Below are 19,620 nucleotides of genomic sequence, written 5' to 3'. Positions count from 1 at the left end.
GGTCCCGTGGCCCCCCGCGCAGACGGACGTCTCAACCACGACCTTCTACCCGGCGAGAAAGGCCCGCAGGACGCCTGCGGGGTCTTCGGCGTCTGGGCTCCCGGTGAGGAGGTCGCGAAGCTCACCTACTTCGGGCTCTACGCGCTCCAGCACCGGGGTCAGGAGTCGGCTGGCATCGCGACGTCGAACGGTTCCCAGCTCCTCGTCTACAAGGACATGGGGCTGGTCTCCCAGGTGTTCGACGAGACCGCGCTGAACGCCCTGCAGGGGCACATCGCGATCGGGCACACGCGCTACTCGACGACCGGCGGGTCGACGTGGGAGAACGCGCAGCCGACGCTCGGCCCGACGGCCGCCGGTACGGTGGCGCTCGGCCACAACGGCAACCTCACCAACACCGCCGAGCTCGTCGACCTCGTCGCAGAGCGGTACGGCAGCCAGCGGCGCGGCGAGCTCGCGCGCGGCAACACGACCGACACGGCGCTCATCACGGCGCTGCTCGCCGGCGACCCGGACCACACGCTCGAGGCCACGGCGCTCGAGGTGCTGCCGCGCCTGCGCGGCGCGTTCTGCCTCGTGTTCATGGACGAGCGCACGCTCTACGCGGCGCGCGACCCGCAGGGCGTGCGACCGCTGGTCCTCGGCCGGACCGAGCGCGGCTGGGTGGTCGCCTCCGAGACGCCCGCGCTCGACATCGTCGGTGCGTCGTACGTGCGCGAGGTCGAGCCCGGCGAGTTCATCGCGATCGACTCCGACGGTCTGCGCTCGACGCGGTTCGCGCCCGTCGACCGCGCGGGCTGCGTGTTCGAGTACGTGTACCTCGCGCGCCCCGACACCGCGATCAAGGGGCGGTCGGTGCACGCGGCGCGCGTCGCGATGGGGCGCCGCCTGGCCGTCGAGCACCCGGTCGAGGCCGACCTCGTGATCCCCGTGCCCGAGTCCGGCACGCCCGCCGCCGTCGGGTACGCCGCGGAGTCCGGCATCACGTTCGGGCAGGGCCTGACGAAGAACGCGTACGTCGGTCGCACCTTCATCCAGCCGTCGCAGACGCTGCGCCAGCTGGGGATCCGCCTCAAGCTCAACCCCCTGAAGGACGTCATCCGCGGCAAGCGCCTCGTGGTCGTCGACGACACGATCGTGCGCGGCAACACGCAGCGCGCGCTCGTGCGGATGCTGCGCGAGGCCGGCGCGGCCGAGGTCCACATCCGCATCACGGCACCGCCGGTGAAGTGGCCGTGCTTCTACGGCATCGACTTCGCGTCGCGCGCCGAGCTCATCGCGAACGGCCTGGGGGTGCGCGAGATCGCGCAGTCGCTCGGCGCCGACTCGCTCGGATACCTGTCGGAGGACGGCATGATCGCTGCGACCGAGCAGCCCGCGTCGCAGCTGTGCACGGCCTGCTTCAGCGGCGTGTACCCCATCGAGCTGCCGCCGAGCGAGCAGCTCGGCAAGCACCTGCTCGAGCAGAACGAGCTGCCGCTCGGCCAGCCCGAGGACGGCCTGCTGTCGATCGTCCCGACGTCCGGTGGCGCGTCCGCGCTGGAGCACCCGTGAGCGCCCCGCAGCCGGTGACGTACGCGTCGGCCGGTGTCGACACGGAAGCCGGCGACAAGGCCGTCGAGCTCATGAAGGACGCGGTGCGCGCGACGCACGGCCCGCAGGTGCTGGGCGGCGTCGGCGGGTTCGCCGGGCTGTACGACGCGTCCGCGCTGACGGCGTTCCGCCGGCCGCTGCTCGCGACGTCCACCGACGGCGTGGGCACGAAGGTCGCGATCGCCCAGGCCATGGACGTGCACGACACGATCGGGTTCGACCTGGTCGGCATGGTCGTGGACGACATCGTCGTGGTGGGCGCACGGCCGCTGTTCATGACCGACTACATCGCGTGCGGCAAGGTCGTGCCGGAGCGCATCGCCGACGTCGTGCGCGGCATCGCGGCTGCCTGCTCGGTCGCGGGCACCGCGCTGGTCGGCGGCGAGACCGCCGAGCACCCGGGGCTGCTCGGCCCCGACGAGTACGACGTCGCGGGCGCCGCGACGGGCGCGGTCGAGGCCGACGAGCTGCTGGGGCCCGAGCGCGTGCGCGAGGGTGACGTGCTGGTCGCGCTCGGGTCGTCGGGCCTGCACTCCAACGGCTACTCGCTGGTGCGCCGCGTCGTGCAGGTGGCGGGCTGGGGCCTGGACCGGCACGTGGACGAGCTCGGGCGCACGCTGGGCGCCGAGCTGCTCGAGCCGACGCGCGTCTACGCGTCCGACTGCCTCGCGCTCGTCGAGCGGTTCGGCGTGGCGGGCGTGCACGTGTTCTCGCACGTCACCGGCGGTGGGCTCGCGGCGAACGTCGCGCGCGTCCTCCCGGCGGGTCTCGTCGCGGACGTGGACCGCGCCTCGTGGGTGCTGCCGCCGGTGTTCTCGCTGGTGCAGGGGCTCGGGCAGGTGCCGTGGGGCGACCTCGAGGGCACGCTGAACCTGGGCGTCGGCATGGTGGCGGTCGTCGCGGCCGACGTCGCGGACGACGTGCAGCGCGCGGCGCGCGAGCTCGGCATGCCCGCGTGGGTGCTCGGCTCGGTCCGTGCGTGGCGCGACGAGGACGCGACCGCCATCGACGTGGTCGCCGGCACCAAGGGTGTGCAGGGTGGTGCGGTGCGGATGCACGGCACCTACCGCACCGTCTGACCGGCACGGCGACCCCGGCGCGGGCTCCGCGTCGCAGTCGGCTCGCGCTCCGCGTCCGACGGCGCTGGCGCCGCGATGCGGGCGCTCGCCGGGCCGGTGACGGCAGCCTTCGCGAGCGGGGTCGGCGGAGCGGCCCCGACGTCGCGGCACGGTCGGACGCGCGCCGCACGCCGTGCGCGACCGGACGGCGGCGCGGGACGCACCGCGCGGCGGGCCGGCGGCCGGGTCGGGGCGTTCGAACGGTCGACGACGGACGCCGGGTGCAGGTCGGCGCCGCCTCGACGAGGCGGCGCCGACGAGCGCACGACGACAGCACCTCCGTCGTCGACTCGGCGCGTGCTCGACGCACGACGACCGTCGACGGTGTGCTCACACGTCAGCGTCGGACGAGAGAAGCCGACGGGTGCCGAGGGGAACCGCACCCGTACGACCCGAACGCGGTCAGCGCTCGTCGTCCTCCGAGGGCCAGCGGTCCCAGCCGGCGGGCTCGCTGTCGTCCGTGTCCACCGCGCTGCGGCGGCTGTCCGTGACGACGTCGTTGTGGCGGCGAGACGAGAGCTCCTGCTCGAGAGCCCGGTAGTTCGTGTCGGGGCTGAAGTACTTCAGCTCCCGAGCGACCTTCGTCTGCTTTGCCTTCTGACGGCCGCGCCCCATGGCATCGACCCCCTCTAACGTGGAAGCGGGGCGGCTCCGTGCTCACACGTGCGGCCCCGGGGTGCTGTATCAGTCTCTTCGTGTGGCAACGGTACATGGTCGTCATCCATTCCGACCACCTGCGCGCGGGTGGGGTCGGCCACGATCGCACCTCGTGCTGGTCGGGCGTTCAGGACGGCCGTGACGGCGGTGCGTCGCCCGCTGTGACTCGCGCGCCCGACATCTCACCCGTCAGGTCCGGACTTCGACCCCCCAGATACCACAATGCGGACGTCCTGACTGTGAGGTACATCACATTCACCCCCTCGTTGGGCCCCTCGTGTGGCCCGTGACGGCCGCGTTCGCTCTCCGAACTCATGGTTGGGTCGTGGGAGGGTGATGTTCACGCTGGTCAGCACGCTGCGGCTCGTGCCTGGTGCTCCGCGGGCGCCCTCGTCGCCGAGACGGACGTCACACGAACGGGCGATTCGGGTGGCGGAGGTCGCCCAGATGTGTCCGGGTTCGCGGGGGTTTAGGGTCGTGCCACGGACGGCGCTCCAGCGACGTGGCGACGCCCGGGGCGGTCGAGGAGCTCGTCTCACCGGCCTCCCGGACGAAGCCGAGGTGTCCCGGAGTGCCCGATGTGTCAGATTCGTGTGACGACCGATGTGCCCGACCGGGCAGTCCCGGATCCGGCCTGAAGCTCCATCGCCGGGTCACGAGCAAGGAGGTAGAACCGTGTCCACCCACTCGTCAGAGACCGAGGCCCTCTTGACACCGTCCGAGGTCGCGACGCTCTTCCGAGTCGACCCCAAGACGGTCACGCGCTGGGCCAAGTCCGGCAAGCTGTCGTCCATCCGCACCCTCGGCGGCCACCGCCGCTACCGCGAGTCCGAGGTGCGGGACCTGCTCAACGGCGTGCCGCAGCCTCGCGGCACCGACGCCTGAGGGCGCAGCACCACCAGACGCCCGTCCGGGCCGACGCGCACCGTGGGGGAGTGCGTGCGGACGGCGGGCGTCCTGCGGACGCCGTAGGCGCCCGCCGGGACAGCAGGCAGCGCGACGGCCGCGTCCCGACCCGCGGATCCACCGAGGGCCGGGACGCGGCCGTCGTCGTGCCGGCGGGCGCCCGTCGTCGAGCGTGCGTCAGTCGCGGACGACCTTGCGCACGACCCCGGCCACCACGAGCGCGACCACGACGCCGGCGACCACGAGCACCTTCCGTGCGTGGTCCCGGTCCTCGGGGAGCGCCGCGGGGTCGGTGGCGTCGAACCACAGGCGGCGGCCGCGGGCCTTGGCGCGCTCGGCCTGCCGTGCAGGGTGGACGCGGTCGACCAGCGCGTCGACCGTCGCGGCCAGCTGCTCGCGCGACAGCGTGACCTCGGCCTCGAGCGCGGCGATGTGCGGGGTGGGCGTCGTGTCCTCGGTGCTCACTGCTGGAACCCCTTCTTGACGGCCTCGACGTCCTGCTGGACGTTCTCGATCGCACGGTCCGGCACGGGCGGCGTGCCCTGCTTGAGGTGGCGCACGCCGAGCAGCGCGAGCACGGCCGTGACCAGGAGCAGCACGACCGACACGATGAGCGCGGCGAGCCACGCCGGGACGGCGTTCGCGAGGCCGATGATGGCCGTCGCGATGAACGCCGACAGCGTGTACAGGCCGAGCACGCCCGCGCCCACGAGCAGGCCCGCGCCGATGCCGACCTGCTTGGCCTTCGACGCGAGCTCCGCCTTGGCGAGGTCGATCTCGGCCCGCACCAGGCGTGCCGCCTGCTCGCTGAGGTCGGCGACGAGCTGACCCAGCGACCGGGGGTCCTGGGGCTCGTCGGGGCGGGCGTCGGTCGCCCATCCGGAGTGCGTTGCCATTCGAGGACCTTCCTCACCTGCGGGGACGGGTGCTGCCGAAGGTCTTCAGTCTGCTGGTCCACCCGGCTTCGCGCGAGGCCAGCCCGCGTGCCGGCGTGCCGTGCGGCCCGCGGGCGGGGCGCACGCGGGGGGTCGGGCGGGGCTCAGTCGGCCCAGGGGTGCACCTGCTCCTCGGCCGGGTGGGTGCTCGGCGGCACGGGGATGAGGCTGGGGCCGGCGGGCAGCATCGCACGGCCCCACGCGGCGGCGCCGGCCGCGAGCAGCACCAGCGCGGCCCCGACCAGCAGCGCGGACAGCCACAGCGGCACCACCTGGGCCAGCGCCACGACGCCCGCGAAGGCGAGCAGCGCGACCCCCAGCGCCGTCAGCAGGGCGGCCGCCGCGAACGCGATGGCCGACGGGCGGATCTGCACGGCGCGCGTCCGCACGCTGCGGCTCACGGCGTCGAGCTCGTGCTGGACGGCGGCCCGGACCTTGTCCTCGGCGCGCACGATCCTGTCGCGCGTGCGCTCGGAGAACGGGTCGGTGATGCGGTCGAAGAGTCGTGTGCGGGGTCGCTCGCTCGTGGCGGTCACGGGGTGTCCTCGGTCGGTGGGTCGGTGGCTCCCACGCTAGGCGCGCAGGTGGCGCGCGCGGTCGGGACGATCGGCCCGAGGCTGGGCGCGAGCGGGTGAGGTGGGCCGGGAACGCGAAGACCCCCGGGCTTCCGCCCGGGGGTCTTCGGTGTGGTGTGGCTCCGACCGGCGTCGATCCGGTGACCTTTCGATTTTCAGTCGAACGCTCTACCAACTGAGCTACAGAGCCTCGATACGAGGGAGCCGACCTCTCGGTCGGCCCTCGCAGCGACCCCGACGGGACTTGAACCCGCGACCTCCGCCGTGACAGGGCGGCGCGCTAACCAACTGCGCTACGGGGCCTCGTGACGACCGAGGCCGTCGTGAAGCTTCCTGCTGATCCTGCTGCACTGCTCGTACCCCCAACGGGATTCGAACCCGTGCTACCGCCGTGAAAGGGCGGGGTCCTAGGCCGCTAGACGATGAGGGCGGGTGTCCGCCCCGAACGTCGAGGCGTCGGAAGACCGGTGATAACCATACGGGGTCTGCGGCCGAACGCCAAAAACGATCCTCGTGCCCTGCGTCACGGACGCCGGCGCACCCCGCCGGCGCGCGCGTGACCAGGCAGGATGGTCCCGTGGTCGAGATGACGCGCGAGGAGTTCGAGGACGCGGTGCGCGACGCGCTGGACGAGATCCCGGAGGAGCTCGCCGCGATGATGGACAACGTCGTCGTGCTCGTCGAGGACGACGCCCCGGCCGACGACCCCGACCTGCTCGGTCTCTACGAGGGCACCCCGCTCACCGCGCGCGGCGAGTTCTGGGCCGCGGGGTCGCTGCCGGACCGGATCTTCGTCTACCGCAACCCGACGCTCGCGATCTGCGAGGACCGTGACGAGGTCGTCGAGGAGGTTGCGATCACGGTGGTGCACGAGGTCGCGCACCACTTCGGGATCGACGACGACCGGCTGCACGCGCTCGGGTGGGGCTGAGCCGCGCCGCACGTGAGGGGGCGGGGGCGGTCGCCCTCCACGACCGCCCCCGCCCGCGCGCGTCCGTCAGCTGGTGAGCAGCCGCAGGCCGTACGCCTGGAGGATCTCGTTGACCGGCTGGAAATACGTCGTCCCGCCGGTGCTGCAGCTGCCCGACCCGCCCGACGTGACGCCCTGGGCCTGCGTGCCCGCGACGAGCGAGCCGCCCGAGTCGCCGCGCTCGGCGCAGACGTTGGTGCGGATGAGGCCCGAGACGGTGCCCTCGGCGTAGCGGACCGACGCGTTGTAGGCCTGCACGGTGCCGCAGCGCCAGCCCGTCGTGCTGCCCGACCGGCAGACGTACGCGCCGACCGCGGCCTGCTGCGACCCGGTGACCCGCACGGTGCCGCCCGCGTAGTTGTTGACCAGGCCGCGGGGGGTGTCGCCCGACCCGACCTGGACCCACGCGTAGTCGTTGCCCGGGAACGACGAGCCGCGGAACGTGCCGCTGGGCGACGTGGTCGTCGCGCCCGTGCGTCCGCAGTGCCCCGCGGTGACGAAGCCGCCCTGCACGGCGAACCCGACCGAGCAGCGCGACGTCTGGTTGATGTAGTACGCGTTGCCGCCGATGACGTCGGCGAACGTCGACGGCGCGTCGGGCGAGGTGGTGAGGGTGACGGCGTCGGCGGGGACGCCCGCCGCGGCGACGAGCCCGGCCGCCGCGTCGGTGGACGCGCCCACGGCCTCGACGACGACCTTGTTGGTGGTGACGTCGACGTACCAGGTCGCGACGTCGGCGGGCAGGCCGGCGGCGTCGAGGCGTGCGCCGAGCCCCTCGAGGTCGGCGAGCGTGCGGTCCACGGCGACGGTGGTGACGCCGGACGCCATGGGGCCGCGCACCTTGTCGGGCGTGGTCGTGGCGACGTGCACGGTGCCGGCGGCGGGGTCGACCCACGAGCCGGCGTACGACGTGCCGAGCGCCTGCGTGAGCGTGCGGACCTTGGTGGCGGCGTCGGCCTGGAACGACAGGCGCTGCGACGCCTCGGCCCGCGGGACGCCGAGGTCCCGCTCGAGCGCGTCGACCATGCCCGCGGGCAGGTCGGCGGAGGGGGCCGCGCCCGGTTGCGGCGCGGCCGTCGCGGGTGCGACCAGCGGGGCGAGGAGGAGTGCCAGCGCGGCGGCGCCGACCGCCGCGGCGCGGCGGGTGCGTGCGGGTGTGCTCATGGGGCTGCCTCTCGAGTCGGTGGTGACCGTGACAGTCACACTAGGCAGTGACTCCCGTCGAGGCGGACATCACTCTTGGGTCATACCGCCGGGCGTGCGTCGCGCCCGGCAGCCGTCTCGGAGCCGTCGCGACGACGCGCGGCGAGGCCCGCCAGCTCGTCGCGACGCGCGTCCCGTGCCGCCGCCAGCAGACGCGTGCGCAGACCCTCGGGGGCGTCGTCGTGCACGCCCAGCCACGTCGACCACGTCAACGGCGCGCCCCGCAGCGCGACCGGGCGGACCCCCTGCGGCAGGGCGCCGAAGGGCTGCGCGAGGGCCACCGCGGCCCCGGCGCGCACGAGCTCGAGACCCGTCGCACGGTCGCACTCGCTCGGCGTCGGCGGCGCGAAGCCCGCCCGTGCGCACGCCCGCAGGAAGCACGCCGCGAAGCAGCTGTCACCGGCGCCCTTGACCCAGCGCTCGCCCGCGAGCTCGGCGAGGTCCGCCTCGTCGCCGCACGCGTGGTCGTCGCGCACGAGCACGTGCACCGCGTCCGTCCCGACCAGCCGCCAGTGCACGCCCGGCGTCCCCGGCGGCAGCGCGTCCCCGCACATCCCGGCCAGCACCACGTCGTGCGCGCCGGCGGAGAGCTCGTCGGCGGCGCGGCAGCACTCTCCTGCCGCGCGCAGCGTCGGCGGCGTCGCACCCCCGCGCGCGAGCCGCGCGACGAACCGGCCCGCGAGCGCCGAGCCCGCGGACGTCACGCGCAGCGTCGGCGCCGGGTCGCCCGACGCGACGCGTCGTGCGTCCTGCAGGAGCGCGTCGACCGCCGGCAGCAGCGTGCTCGCGCGGTCGAGCACGAGCATGCCCAGGGGGGTCGGGCGCACGCCGCGGTGGTCCCGCACGAAGACGGGTCCGCCGAGCGCGCGGTCGATGCGGGAGAGCTGAGCGCTCAGTGCCGGCTGCGCGATCCCGAGCGCCGCGGCGGCCTTCGTGATGCTGCCGAGGGAGGCGACCGTGGCGACGGTGCGCAGGTGCCGGACCTCGAGGTCCATGCGCCCGAGCCTACGGGCGCGTGACGGTGTCTGTCACGGGCGGCTGTCATGCCGGGGTCGGTGACCGTGACACCACGGAGCGTGCCGCGGCCCGGCTAGCGTGGCCGCATGGTGCGAGTCGGGGTGGTCCTGCTGCCGCAGGAGCGGTGGTCCGTGCAGCGCGAGCGCTGGCGGCGCGTCGAGCAGATGGGCTTCGACCACGCGTGGACGTACGACCACCTCGCGTGGCGCGACCTCGCCGACGAGCCGTGGTTCGCGACGGTCCCGCTGCTCGCCGCGGCCGCGGCCGTCACCGAGCGGATCGGGCTCGGCACGTGGGTCGCGTCGCCGAACTTCCGCCACCCCGTGCCCTTCGCCAAGGACGTCATGGGGCTCGACGACGTGTCGGGCGGGCGGTTCGTGCTGGGCGTCGGCGCGGGCGGCGAAGGCTGGGACGCCGGCGTGCTCGGCCCTGCGCCGACCCGCGGCGAGCGCACGCGCCGCTTCGCCGAGTTCCTCGAGGTCCTCGACGCGCTCCTCACGCAGCCCGTGACCGAGCACGTCGGCGCGTTCTACGAGGCGCACGCGGCGCGCATGCTGCCCGGCACGATCGCGCGGCCGCGCACACCATTCGTCGTCGCCGCCAACGGCCCGCGGACCATGGCGCTCGCGGCCCGGTACGGGCAGGGCTGGGCGACGTACGGACCGGGCACGGGCGTCGGGGACGGCGTCGACGAGACGGCCGCGCAGGAGTCCTGGTGGGGCGGCCTCGCGCGCATGGTCGACGCGTTCGACCAGGTCGCGGACGGGCGCCCCGTGGGTCGCTGGCTGAGCCTCGACGGCGCGCCGCGGTTCTCGTTGACGTCGGCCGCGCTCGCGGTCGAGGGCGTCGAGCGTGCGGCGGCCCTCGGGTTCGGCGACGTCGTGCTGCACTGGCCGCGGCCGTCGGGCGTCTACGCGGGCGACGAGCGCGAGCTCGAGCGCCTCGCGGCCGAGCTGCCGCGCCTGCAGGCGCTCGAGCCCGCGCCGCGCTGACCGGGGTGTCCGGGCCGCTCAGCCCCGGGCGCGGCGGTGCGCGTCCCAGGCGCTCGCGACCATCTGCTCGGGCGTGTGGCGCATGACCCAGTCGAGGTCGCGCGCCGCCGCCTCGCCCGACGCGACGATGCGCGCGGGGTCGCCCGGCCGGCGCGGCCCGACCTCGGGCGTGAAGTCGACGCCGGTGACCCGTGCGACGGTCGTCATGATCTGGGCGACCGACAGGCCGTCGCCCGAGCCGAGGTTGTAGACGCGCTCGAGCGGCCGGTCGGCGGCGAGCGCACGGGCGGCCGCGACGTGCGAGACGGCGAGGTCGGCGACGTGCACGTAGTCGCGCACGCACGTGCCGTCGGGCGTCGGGTAGTCGTCGCCGTTCACGCGGGGCGTGCGGCCGGCGGTGATCGCGTCGAGCACGAGCGGGAAGAGGTTGTGCGGGGACGAGTCGTGGAGGTCGGGGGAGCCCGAGCCGACGACGTTGAAGTACCGCAGCGAGGTGTGGCGCAGCCCGGTGGCGACGCCCTGGTCGCGCAGCAGCCACTCGCCGATCAGCTTGGACTCGCCGTAGGGGGACTCGGGGGCGGTGGCGGTCGTCTCGGTGACGACGTCGACGTCGGGCGTGCCGTAGACCGCCGCCGACGACGAGAACACGATCTGCCCGACGCCCGCGTCGGCCATCGCGGCCAGCAGGTGCGCGGTGCCGGTGACGTTCTGCTCGTACGTGTGCAGCGGTCGCTGCACGGAGACGCCGGCGTACTTGAAGCCCGCGAGGTGCACGACGCCCGTGACGGCGTGCTCGACGAGCGCCGCGCGCACGGCCGCGGTGTCGACGACGGACGCGCGCACGAGCGGCACGCCCGCGGGCACGAACTCGGCGTGCCCGCTCGAGAGGTCGTCGAGCACGACGGGGGAGAGCGTGGCGTCCCCCGTGTCGCGCACCGCGTCCTGGAACGCGCGCACCACGTGCGCCCCGATGTACCCGGCCCCGCCCGTCACCAGCCATGTCATGCCGCGAGCATACCGACCCGATCGAACACAAGGCAACAGATTCGAACAACTTCCGACATCGTCGTCGAGCGTCCGGATCCTCCCGGTCTTCCGGTGGCGCCGTGGACGATGCTCAGTACGCTGAGGATTCCGCAGGCGGGACGGCAGGGAGGGGAGCACGTGAGCCAGGGCGACGTCCACCGGTGCAGCGCCGGTCACCCGATCCTCCCCGACGACGACGCCGCTGCCCAGGGGGGAGCGCACGGGGCGCTCCTCGCCCACGGCGTCGAGCACGTGACCGTCGCGGCCGAGCACCTGCTGCGCGACGTCCTCGCGTCCCAGCGCACGCGCGCCGCCGCCGAGGACCCCGCGTGCGGCGAGCTGTGGGGCGACCTCGACGCCGTGCTCGGCGGCAAGCTCATGCGTCCCCGGCTCGCGGCCGCCGCCTACCTCGGCCTCGGCGGCACCGACGTCGGCGCCGCCGCGCACCTCGCCGCCGCGCACGAGCTGCTGCACACCGCGATGCTCGTGCACGACGACCTGCTCGACCACGACGAGGTGCGCCGCGGTCGCGCGAACGTCGCCGGGCGCACGCGCGCCCGCGTCGCCGCGCAAGGTCACGGACCCGCGGTGGCCGGGCAGCAGGCCGCGGCCGGTGCGCTGCTGGCCGGCGACGCCGCGCTCGCGCAGGCGTTCGGCCTGCTCGCCGGCGCCGCCCCCGCCGCACCCGGCGCCCTGCCCGAGCTGCTGCGCCTGCTGGCCGACGGCGTCGGCACGACCGTCGGCGGCGAGCTGCTCGACGTGCGGGGCGCGCTCGCGGCGCCCGCCGACGTCGACGCGCTCCTCGTCGCCGAGCTCAAGACCGCGGTGTACTCGTTCCGCGTGCCGCTCGAGTCCGGCGCCGTGCTGGCCGGCGCCGCGCCCGGTGCGCGGGCCGTGCTCGCCGACGTCGGCACCGCGCTCGGCGTCGCCTACCAGCTCGTCGACGACGAGCTCGGCGCGGTCGGCGACCCCGCGGTCACCGGCAAGTCCGTGCTCTCCGACCTGCGCGAGGGCAAGCGCACCGAGCTCCTGCGGATCGCGTACCGGCGTGCCGACGCCGCCCAGACCGCGGTGCTCGACGCGCACGTCGGACGCCCGGACCTCGACGCCGACGGCGCCGACGCCGTGCGCGCCGTGCTGCACGCGACCGGTGCCGTCGAGGCCGTCCGCACGTCGGCCGCCCGCCACGCCGACATCGCGCGTACGCTCGCCACGACCCTGCCGGAACCGCTGGCCACGTACCTGCACGGCGTGGTCGACGACCTGGCCGGGCGCGAGCGCTGAGCCCGACAGCCCCGCCGCAGCAGCAGGACCGCACCACCCGCACGACCCGCCCCGAGACGAGGACGCACGACATGCGCACGGCCCCCACCGGCCAGGTCCTGTACGACACGACCGCGACACGGGCGAGCGCCGTGGTGCTGCGCGCCTACTCCACCTCCTTCGGGCTGGGCACGCGGCTGCTCGGCGGCCGCGCGCGGCGCGACATCGAGGCGGTCTACGCGCTCGTGCGCCTCGCGGACGAGGTCGTCGACACCTACCGCGGCCCCGACGCCGGCGCCGAGCTCGACGAGCTCGAGGAGCAGGTCGCCCGCGCGCTGCGCACCGGCTACTCGACGAACGTCGTCGTGCACGCGTTCGCGCGCACCGCGCGCCGCACCGGCATCGGCCACGCCGAGATCGACCCGTTCTTCGCGTCGATGCGCGCCGACCTCACGGTCCGCACGCACGACCGCGAGAGCTACGAGCGGTACGTCTACGGGTCCGCCGAGGTGGTGGGCGTCATGTGCCTGCGCGTGTTCCTCGACGCGGAACGCCGCCCCGGCGACCCGCGCGTCGACCCCGCGCCCGAGGCGGTGGCCGGTGCGCGCGCGCTCGGCGCCGCGTTCCAGAAGATCAACTTCCTGCGGGACCTCGCCGCCGACTCCGGCGACCTGGGCCGCGCCTACCTGCCGGGCGTCGACCCGGCGCACCTGACGGAGGACGACGTGCGGGCCGTGCTCGACGAGATCGCGGGGGACCTGGCGCGGGCGCGCGCCGCGCTGCCGCTGCTGCCGACCCGCGCCCGGTGCGCCGTGGCAGCGACCACCGGCCTGTACGACCGGCTGCTGGCCGACCTCGCCGCCACGCCGGTCGAGGTGCTGCGCGAGCGGCGCGTGCGCGTGCCCGGCCCGGTCAAGGCGCTCGTCGTCGCCCGCGCCGTCGGGGGCGTGCTGGCCGACGAGGCGGGCGACCGCGTGCGGCAGGCGGGCCCGGTGCGGCGCGTGCGACGGGCGGTGGCCCGGTGAGCGCGCACGCGCCCGTGCACGTCGTCGTGGTCGGCGGGGGCGTCGGCGGACTCGCGACCGCCGCGCTGCTGGCCCGGGGCGGCGCGCAGGTCACGCTGCTGGAGCGGCACGACCGCCTCGGCGGCCGCGCCGGCACGTGGGAGCAGGACGGGTTCCGGTTCGACACCGGGCCGTCCTGGTGGTTCATGCCCGAGGTGTTCGAGCACACGTTCGCGCTGCTCGGCCGCGACCTCGCGGACCACGTCGAGCTGCAGCGGCTCGACCCCGCGTACCGGCTGTTCCCCGAGCCCGGGCAGGGCGTCGACCCGTTCGAGGTGGTCGCGGACCCCGTGGCGAACGCCGCGACGTTCGACGCGCTCGAGCCGGGTGCGGGGGCCGCGATCCGGCGCTACGTCGACGACGCGGGCGACGCCTACCGCACCGCGCTCGACCACTTCCTGTACACGACGTTCGAGCGCCCCGACCGCGCGCTGTCGACCGACGTGGTGCGGCGTTCCGGCACGCTCGCGCGGCTGCTCACCGAACCGCTCGCCGCCCGGATCGCGCGCACGGTCGAGCACCCCGTGCTGCGGCAGGTGCTCGGCTACCACGCCGTGTTCCTCGGGTCCTCGCCCTACCGGGTGCCCGCGCTGTACTCCCTCATGAGCCACCTCGACCTCGGCGAGGGCGTCTACTACCCCCGCGGTGGCATGTACACGCTCGTCGAGGCGCTCGAGAAGGTCGCGGTCGAGGAGGGCGTGGACGTGCGCACGGGTGCCGACGTCGTCGGCATCGAGGTCGAGGACGCGCCCCGCACGCCGCGCGAGCCGCGCCGCCGGGGCACCGCGCGCGCCGTGCTGCTGGCCGACGGCACCCGGCTGGCGGCCGACGTCGTCGTGTCCGCGGCCGACCGGCACCACACCGAGACCGCGCTGCTCGACCCCGCCCACGCCGACCTGCCCGCCGACGTGTGGGACCGCCGCGGCCCCGGGATCTCGGCGCTGCTCGTCATGGCGGGCGTGCGCGGCGAGCTGCCCGAGCTCGCGCACCACTCGCTGTTCTTCACGCGCGACTGGCCGGGCAACTTCGACGCGATCCTCGGGCCCGGCCGCTCGACGCCGCCGTCGGGGCTGCACGTGCCCGACGTCGCGTCGCTGTACGTGTCGCGCACGACCGCGTCGGACCCGACCGCCGCCCCCGCGGGCCACGAGAACCTCTTCGTGCTCGTGCCGTTCCCCGCCGACCCGGCGATCGGCACGCGTCCCGGCGAGCTCGACGCGCACGCCGACCGGTACCTCGACCAGCTCGCGTCGTGGGCGGGGATCAGTGACCTGCGCGAGCGCACCGTGCTGCGCCGGGTCGTCGGGCCCGCGGACTTCGCGCGCGACATGTCCGCGTGGCGCGGCACCGCGCTCGGCATGGAGCACACGCTGCGCCAGTCGGCGATGTTCCGGCCCGGCGTCGCGTCGCACCGCGTGCCGAACCTGCTGCACGTCGGCGGCGGCACCGTGCCCGGCGTCGGGCTGCCGATGGTGCTCATCGGCGCCGAGCTCGTCGCCAAGCGACTGCTGGGCGAGACGTCCGGCCGCCCGCTGCCCGCACCGCTGCGCCCCGGCTACCTGGGTGCGGGCCTGCCGCGCGGCCTGTGGTCGCGCGTCGCCGCGGGCCGTGACGACGTCCGCCGGGGCGGGGTGCGCGCGTGATCGGGTTCGCCTACCTCGGCGCGCTCGCGGTCTCGCTGGGCGGGCTCGCGCTGCTCGACCGGCGGTTCCGGCTCGCGTTCTGGTACGACGCCCGGCGCTCGGCGTGGACCGTCGGGCTGGGCGTCGTCGGGTTCCTGCTGTGGGACCTCGCGGGGCTCGCGCTCGGCATCTTCGCGCGCGGGGACTCGCCGCACATGACCGGCGTGCTGCTCGCGCCCGAGCTGCCGCTCGAGGAGGCGTTCTTCCTCACGCTGCTGTGCTACGTGGGCCTGCTGCTGTGGCGGTGGTTCGACGTCACGGCCGCGCAGCGGGAGGCCGGGCGGCGCGCGCTCGCGGCGACCGACGACGCAGGCCGCTCCGGGCGTCCCGACGACGCGGGGGGTGCCGCGTGACCAACATCGTCATGAACGTGCTGGTGCTCGTGGCGCTCACGGCCGTGTCGTGGCCCGTGCTGCGGCGGATGCGCGGGTGGCCGCTGCTGTGGGCGAGCGTGCACGTGTGCCTGCTGACGATGGTGTTCGACACGATCATGATCGACGTCGGCCTGTACGAGTACGCGACCGACAAGATCCTCGGCGTGTACGTCTGGGGCGCGCCGCTCGAGGACTTCGCGTACGCGATCGCCGCCGCGGTGTTCGTGCCCGTCCTGTGGGTGGTGCTCGGGCGCTCGCCGCGCACGTCGTCGCACGCCCGCGCGGCCGCGACGGGGCCGGCGGCACCCTCGGGGCTCGACGATGAGGTCGCCGGCTGATGCGCGAGGTGCTCGCGGCCTCGCGGCCGTTCTCCTGGGTCAACACCGCCTACCCGTTCGCCGCCGGGTGGCTCATGGTCACCGGTGGGCTGGTCGACGTCCGGCTCGTCGTCGGGACGCTGTTCTTCCTGATCCCGTACAACCTGCTGATGTACGGGATCAACGACGTGTTCGACTACGCGTCCGACCTGGCCAACCCCCGCAAGGGCGGCATCGAGGGCGGGCTGGTCGCACCCGAGCGGGCGCGTGCCGTGCACCGCCGGATCCTGTGGGCCTGCCTGCTGACGACCGTGCCGTTCGTGGTGTGGCTGCTCGCGCTCGGGTCGCCGCTCGCGGGCGTCGTGCTGCTCGTCGTGCTGCTCGACGTCGTCGCGTACTCGGCGCCGCGGCTGCGGTTCAAGGAGCGGCCCGTCCTGGACTCGCTGTCGTCGTCCGTGCACTTCGTCGGACCGCTGCTGTACGCCCTGGTGCTGGCCGGCGCGGACCTGACCGCGCGCACCACGTGGCCCGTGCTCGTCGCGTTCCTGCTGTGGGGCATGGCCTCGCACGCGTTCGGCGCCGTGCAGGACGTGCAGGCCGACCGCGCGGGCGGCATCGGGTCGGTCGCGACCGTCCTCGGCGCGCGCCCCACGGTGCTCGCCGCGACCGGCGCGTACGTCCTCGCGGCGCTGCTGCTGCTCGCGCTGCCGTGGCCCGGCGTGCTCGCCGCGCTGCTGCCGCTGCCGTACGCCGTGAGCACGTGGCGGTTCCGGCGGGTGACCGACGAGACGTGCGAGCGGGCCAACGTGGGCTGGCGTACGTTCCTCTGGCTCAACCTGCTCACGGGGTTCCTCGTGACGATGCTGCTCATCGCGGTCGCGCTCGGCGCGTAGCCGCCGGACGGGACGGAGGACCGCGTGCGCGACGCGTGGACGTGGCCGGCGTACGTGGGGGTCATCGGCGGGACGCTGCTGTTCGCGGCGATCTTCCTGCCGGTCGTCGCGTGGCAGTACCGCCGCTACGGCCGGCTGTCGGGGCGGCGCGTGCTGCTGGTCGCCGCGGTCACGACGTACGCCGTCGGGCTCGCCGCGTACACGCTGCTGCCGCTGCCCACGGGCGACCTCGCGCAGTGGTGCGCGCAGCACGCGGCGGGCCACAACCTGCGACCCCTCGGGTTCCTCGCCGACATCCGCACCGACACCGCCGGCCTCGGCGTGCGCGCGACGCTGCTGTCGGCCGCGGTGCTGCAGGTCGTGCTCAACGTCGTGCTGTTCGTGCCGTGGGGCGTGGCGGTGCGCGCGCTGCTGCGCCGCGGCGTGCTCGTCGCGACCCTCAGCGGGCTCGCGGCGTCGGTGCTGATCGAGACCACGCAGTACACGGGGATCTTCGGGATCATCCCGTGCTCGTACCGCGTCGCGGACGTCGACGACGTGCTCATGAACACCCTCGGCGCGCTGCTCGGAGCGCTCGTCGCACCGCTCGTGCTGCGCGTCGTCCCCAGCGTGCAGGCGCTCGAGGTCGCTCGTCGGCAGCCCCGACCCGTCACGGTGTGGCGGCGCTGGACCGGCATGCTGCTCGACTGGGCGCTCGCCACCACGCTCGCCACGGTGCTGCTGACGCTGTGGCGCGTCGGCGAGGCCGTCGCGGGGCAGGAGCCCGGGTCCCGGCCCGGCGTCGAGGCCGTGCTCGGGCTCGCCGTGCCGTGGGTCGCGGTGTTCGTGGTGCCGCCGTTCGTGGGCGACGGCGCGTCGTGGGGTCAGCGCGTCGTGTGGCTGGGGCCGCGGTGGGCGGGGCGCGTCGGCGGCCTCGCGCAGCGGGTCGCGCGGGCCGGCGTCGTCGGCGGGGCGTGGTGGGTGCTCGACGGGCTCGCCGACGTGCCCGGCGTCCCCGAGCCGGTCGGCTCGCTCGCCGGGCTGCTCGCGACGCTGCTCGTGGTCGCCGCCGTGCTCGCGGTGCCGTTCACGCGCGGGCGGCGCGGGCTGTCGGGGACGCTGACGGGTGCCGACGTCGTGGACGTGCGCGGCTGACGGCACGGGCCGGGCGGGGTCGGGGAGACTCCTCGCGGTGTCTCCCCGTGCTGTCCCCCTCGGCGGTTCAGGGGCGTGCGGCGGGGAGCGCGACCCGGACGTCGAGCCCGCCGGCCGCGCGCGGCGTGATGTCGAGAGTGCCGTCGTGCGTCGTGACGATGCGGTCCACGAGCGCCAGCCCGAGCCCGTGGCCGCCCGCGCCGCGCGCCAGACGCCCCGCGCCGCGCAGGAACGGCTCGACGAGGCGCGCCGCGGCCTCGGGGGTGAACACCGCGCCGGTCGTCCCGACGGCGAGCACGGCGGTGCGGTCGGCCGGGTCGGTCGTCGTCGTGAGGTGCGCGCGTCCGTCCGTCCCGCTGTGCCGCAGCGCGTTCTGGACGAGGTTGGTCACGAGCTGCGCCAGCAGGCTCGGGTCGCCCACCACCCGCGCCGGCGCGAGCGCCGTCGTCACCGTGACGCCGCGCCGCGCGGCCTCGTCGGCGTTCTCCGCGAGCGACGCGCGGACCAGCGTGGCGAGGTCCACGACGTCGGCGCGCGCGCCCACGGCCTGCGCGTCCGCGAGCCGCAGCAGCGCCTCGGTGAGCGTGATCGCGCGCGCGTTCGTCACGCGCAGCCGCTCGACCAGCACCGGGTAGTCCTGGCCCTCGGGGTCGCGTGCGGCGACCTCGAGCATCGTCGCCGTCACGGCCAGCGGCGTGCGCAGCTCGTGCGACGCGTTCGCCGCGAAGCGCTCCTGCACCTCGTAGGCCGCGTGCAGCTCGTCGAGCATGTGGTCGACCGCGTCGGCGACCTGCCGGAACTCGTCGTTGCGGCCGCCCAGCGCGACCCGGTGGCCGCGGTCGCCGGCGGCGACGCGGACGGCCTCCGTGATGCGCTGCAGCGGTCGCAGCACCCACCCCGCGAGCAGCCAGCCGCCCACCATCCCGACGATCGCGAGCGCCGCGAGCGCGAACCCCGACACGCCGACGACGGCCTGCAGGATCTCGCCGCGGGTCGCGACGACCGTGCCGCCCGAGTCGCGCGGGTTCGCGGCCGTGAGCGGGTAGTCCGGCACGTAGCGCAGCACGACGTACACACCGAGCAGCAGGATCGCGCCCGCCGCGACGAGGAACAGCGCGTAGCTCAGCGCGAGCCGCAGCCGCGCGCTGACCCGCACGGGCGGCGGCGCGCCGGTCACGCGTCCACCCCGCCCAGGCGGTACCCGGCACCGGGCACCGTCGTGATGAGGTCGGGGTCGCCCAGCGCCTTGCGCAGCGTCGAGACGGTGACGCGCGGCGCCGTCGTCAGGGGGTCGGCGTGCTCGTCCCACGCCTTCTCCAGCAGCGTCTCGGCGCTGACCACGCCCCCGTCGGCCTGCATGAGCAGGTGCAGGACCGCGAACTGCTTGCGCGTGAGCCGCACGTACCGTCCCGCGCGGTACACCTCGCGGCGGAACGGGTCGAGCCGCAGGTCCGCGTGCTCGAGCACGGGCGGCGCCGCGGCCGCGGGCCGACGCGCGAGCGCGTGCAGCCGCACCACGAGCTCGGCGAGCTCGAACGGCTTGGTGAGGTAGTCGTCGGCGCCCAGGCGGAAGCCGCCGACCTTGTCCTGCAGGCGCGTCGCCGCCGTGAGCATGAGGACGCGCGTGCCGGGGTGGTCGCGCGCGACGACGCGGCACACGTCGTCGCCGTGCGTGCCGGGCAGGTCGCGGTCCAGGACCACGACGTCGTAGTCGTTCACCGCGATCCGCTCGAGCGCGTCGTCGCCGTCGAGCGCGACGTCCGCCGCGATCGCCTCGAGCCGCAGCCCCGCCTGCAGCGCCTCGGCGAGGAACGGCTCGTCCTCGACGACCAGCACCCGCATCGCGTCCCCCTCGTGGTCGTCGTCCCGGACCTCGAGCGTAGGCCGGGCCGTGTTGCGGA

At 75.2% G+C, this 19,620-nt stretch carries 21 protein-coding genes and 3 tRNA genes; 12 read left to right on the top strand and 12 right to left on the bottom strand.

Going from position 1 to position 19,620, the window contains the following annotated elements; translation table 11 throughout:
• The first annotated feature begins 6 nt into the window (after nt 1–6).
• Both purF and purM read left to right on the top strand, forming a co-directional pair.
• The gene (gene purF, locus CS2_RS06090) at nt 7–1,554 is read left to right on the top strand and encodes an amidophosphoribosyltransferase (protein WP_046529154.1); all 1,548 of its coding nucleotides are present in this window, start codon (nt 7–9) and stop codon (nt 1,552–1,554) included.
• Complete coding sequence (purM, locus tag CS2_RS06085; protein ID WP_070319303.1) at nt 1,551–2,672, top strand: phosphoribosylformylglycinamidine cyclo-ligase; 1,122 nt, start codon at nt 1,551–1,553, stop codon at nt 2,670–2,672. Before purF ends, purM begins: the two co-directional genes overlap by 4 nt.
• A 441-nt stretch (nt 2,673–3,113) precedes the next feature.
• Here the strand turns inward: purM and CS2_RS06075 are convergent, their stop codons facing one another.
• Nucleotides 3,114–3,326: a DUF3073 domain-containing protein gene (locus CS2_RS06075; protein ID WP_046529151.1), complete on the bottom strand. Its 213-nt coding sequence runs from the start codon at nt 3,324–3,326 to the stop codon at nt 3,114–3,116.
• A 645-nt stretch (nt 3,327–3,971) separates the two neighbouring features.
• Between CS2_RS06075 and CS2_RS06070 the strand changes: the two genes are divergently transcribed.
• The gene (locus CS2_RS06070) at nt 3,972–4,253 is read left to right on the top strand and encodes a BldC family transcriptional regulator (protein WP_370297485.1); all 282 of its coding nucleotides are present in this window, start codon (nt 3,972–3,974) and stop codon (nt 4,251–4,253) included.
• Between the two features lie 198 nt (nt 4,254–4,451).
• Here CS2_RS06070 and CS2_RS06065 read toward each other — a convergent pair whose 3' ends face one another.
• From CS2_RS06065 to CS2_RS06040, 6 genes are all read right to left on the bottom strand, one after another.
• Entirely contained in the window at nt 4,452–4,739 is a 288-nt protein-coding gene (locus tag CS2_RS06065; protein ID WP_070319301.1) for a DUF3618 domain-containing protein, read from the bottom strand.
• Nucleotides 4,736–5,170 (bottom strand): phage holin family protein, encoded by a 435-nt coding sequence (locus CS2_RS06060; protein WP_070319300.1) that lies wholly within the window; start codon nt 5,168–5,170, stop codon nt 4,736–4,738. Before CS2_RS06060 ends, CS2_RS06065 begins: the two co-directional genes overlap by 4 nt.
• 143 nt (nt 5,171–5,313) lie before the next feature.
• Nucleotides 5,314–5,745 (bottom strand): phage holin family protein, encoded by a 432-nt coding sequence (locus CS2_RS06055; RefSeq protein ID WP_070319299.1) that lies wholly within the window; start codon nt 5,743–5,745, stop codon nt 5,314–5,316.
• Nucleotides 5,746–5,901: 156 nt separating this feature from the next.
• Nucleotides 5,902–5,974 (bottom strand) — tRNA-Phe (locus tag CS2_RS06050).
• Between the two features lie 39 nt (nt 5,975–6,013).
• Nucleotides 6,014–6,087 (bottom strand) — tRNA-Asp (locus CS2_RS06045).
• Between the two features lie 54 nt (nt 6,088–6,141).
• Nucleotides 6,142–6,214: transfer RNA gene (locus CS2_RS06040), tRNA-Glu, on the bottom strand.
• A 156-nt stretch (nt 6,215–6,370) separates the two neighbouring features.
• On the opposite strand from CS2_RS06040, the gene CS2_RS06035 reads away from it, so the two are divergent.
• Nucleotides 6,371–6,715, top strand: coding sequence for a metallopeptidase family protein (locus tag CS2_RS06035; RefSeq protein ID WP_070319319.1), 345 nt, complete (start codon nt 6,371–6,373; stop codon nt 6,713–6,715).
• Between the two features lie 66 nt (nt 6,716–6,781).
• Here the strand turns inward: CS2_RS06035 and CS2_RS06030 are convergent, their stop codons facing one another.
• Together CS2_RS06030 and CS2_RS06025 are read right to left on the bottom strand one after the other, a co-directional pair.
• Nucleotides 6,782–7,918: a S1 family peptidase gene (locus CS2_RS06030; protein ID WP_070319298.1), complete on the bottom strand. Its 1,137-nt coding sequence runs from the start codon at nt 7,916–7,918 to the stop codon at nt 6,782–6,784.
• Between the two features lie 80 nt (nt 7,919–7,998).
• On the bottom strand, nt 7,999–8,952 hold the full coding sequence (locus tag CS2_RS06025) for a LysR family transcriptional regulator (RefSeq protein WP_070319297.1): 954 nt from the start codon (nt 8,950–8,952) through the stop codon (nt 7,999–8,001).
• A 108-nt stretch (nt 8,953–9,060) separates the two neighbouring features.
• Here CS2_RS06025 and CS2_RS06020 point away from each other — a divergent pair, with 108 nt between their 5' ends.
• A complete protein-coding gene (locus tag CS2_RS06020; protein ID WP_082739918.1) occupies nt 9,061–9,966 on the top strand; it encodes an LLM class flavin-dependent oxidoreductase in 906 nt (301 codons plus the stop codon).
• An 18-nt stretch (nt 9,967–9,984) separates the two neighbouring features.
• On the opposite strand, the gene galE is transcribed toward CS2_RS06020, so the two are convergent.
• Nucleotides 9,985–10,971, bottom strand: a complete 987-nt coding sequence (gene galE / locus CS2_RS06015; RefSeq protein WP_070319296.1) for a UDP-glucose 4-epimerase GalE — start codon at nt 10,969–10,971, stop codon at nt 9,985–9,987.
• A 159-nt stretch (nt 10,972–11,130) separates the two neighbouring features.
• On the opposite strand from galE, the gene CS2_RS06010 reads away from it, so the two are divergent.
• From CS2_RS06010 to CS2_RS05980, 7 genes are all read left to right on the top strand, one after another.
• Nucleotides 11,131–12,276: a polyprenyl synthetase family protein gene (locus CS2_RS06010; protein ID WP_070319295.1), complete on the top strand. Its 1,146-nt coding sequence runs from the start codon at nt 11,131–11,133 to the stop codon at nt 12,274–12,276.
• Nucleotides 12,277–12,347: 71 nt separating this feature from the next.
• The gene (locus CS2_RS06005) at nt 12,348–13,280 is read left to right on the top strand and encodes a phytoene/squalene synthase family protein (protein ID WP_046529143.1); all 933 of its coding nucleotides are present in this window, start codon (nt 12,348–12,350) and stop codon (nt 13,278–13,280) included.
• Complete coding sequence (crtI, locus tag CS2_RS06000; RefSeq protein ID WP_082739916.1) at nt 13,277–14,962, top strand: phytoene desaturase family protein; 1,686 nt, start codon at nt 13,277–13,279, stop codon at nt 14,960–14,962. Before CS2_RS06005 ends, crtI begins: the two co-directional genes overlap by 4 nt.
• Nucleotides 14,959–15,354 carry a lycopene cyclase domain-containing protein gene (locus tag CS2_RS05995; protein WP_070319294.1) on the top strand — a complete coding sequence of 132 codons (396 nt, stop codon included), beginning with the start codon at nt 14,959–14,961 and terminating at the stop codon, nt 15,352–15,354. Before crtI ends, CS2_RS05995 begins: the two co-directional genes overlap by 4 nt.
• Entirely contained in the window at nt 15,351–15,713 is a 363-nt protein-coding gene (locus tag CS2_RS05990) for a lycopene cyclase domain-containing protein (protein WP_070319293.1), read from the top strand. The genes CS2_RS05995 and CS2_RS05990 overlap by 4 nt, the downstream gene beginning before the upstream one ends.
• Nucleotides 15,713–16,585 carry a prenyltransferase gene (locus tag CS2_RS05985; protein WP_070319292.1) on the top strand — a complete coding sequence of 291 codons (873 nt, stop codon included), beginning with the start codon at nt 15,713–15,715 and terminating at the stop codon, nt 16,583–16,585. Before CS2_RS05990 ends, CS2_RS05985 begins: the two co-directional genes overlap by 1 nt.
• Nucleotides 16,586–16,609: 24 nt before the next feature.
• Entirely contained in the window at nt 16,610–17,719 is a 1,110-nt protein-coding gene (locus CS2_RS05980) for a VanZ family protein (RefSeq protein ID WP_070319291.1), read from the top strand.
• Between the two features lie 67 nt (nt 17,720–17,786).
• Here the strand turns inward: CS2_RS05980 and CS2_RS19320 are convergent, their stop codons facing one another.
• Together CS2_RS19320 and CS2_RS19315 are read right to left on the bottom strand one after the other, a co-directional pair.
• Nucleotides 17,787–18,896, bottom strand: a complete 1,110-nt coding sequence (locus CS2_RS19320) for a sensor histidine kinase (protein ID WP_070319290.1) — start codon at nt 18,894–18,896, stop codon at nt 17,787–17,789.
• Complete coding sequence (locus tag CS2_RS19315) at nt 18,893–19,561, bottom strand: response regulator transcription factor (protein ID WP_070319289.1); 669 nt, start codon at nt 19,559–19,561, stop codon at nt 18,893–18,895. The genes CS2_RS19320 and CS2_RS19315 overlap by 4 nt, the downstream gene beginning before the upstream one ends.
• Nucleotides 19,562–19,620: the final 59 nt, after the last annotated feature.

The sequence above is a fragment of the Cellulomonas iranensis NBRC 101100 = JCM 18110 genome (assembly GCF_001552375.1).
Lineage (GTDB): Bacteria > Actinomycetota > Actinomycetes > Actinomycetales > Cellulomonadaceae > Cellulomonas > Cellulomonas iranensis.
The sequence above is the reverse complement of the archived record's forward strand: the minus strand, read 5'-3'. Positions and strand labels throughout refer to the sequence as shown.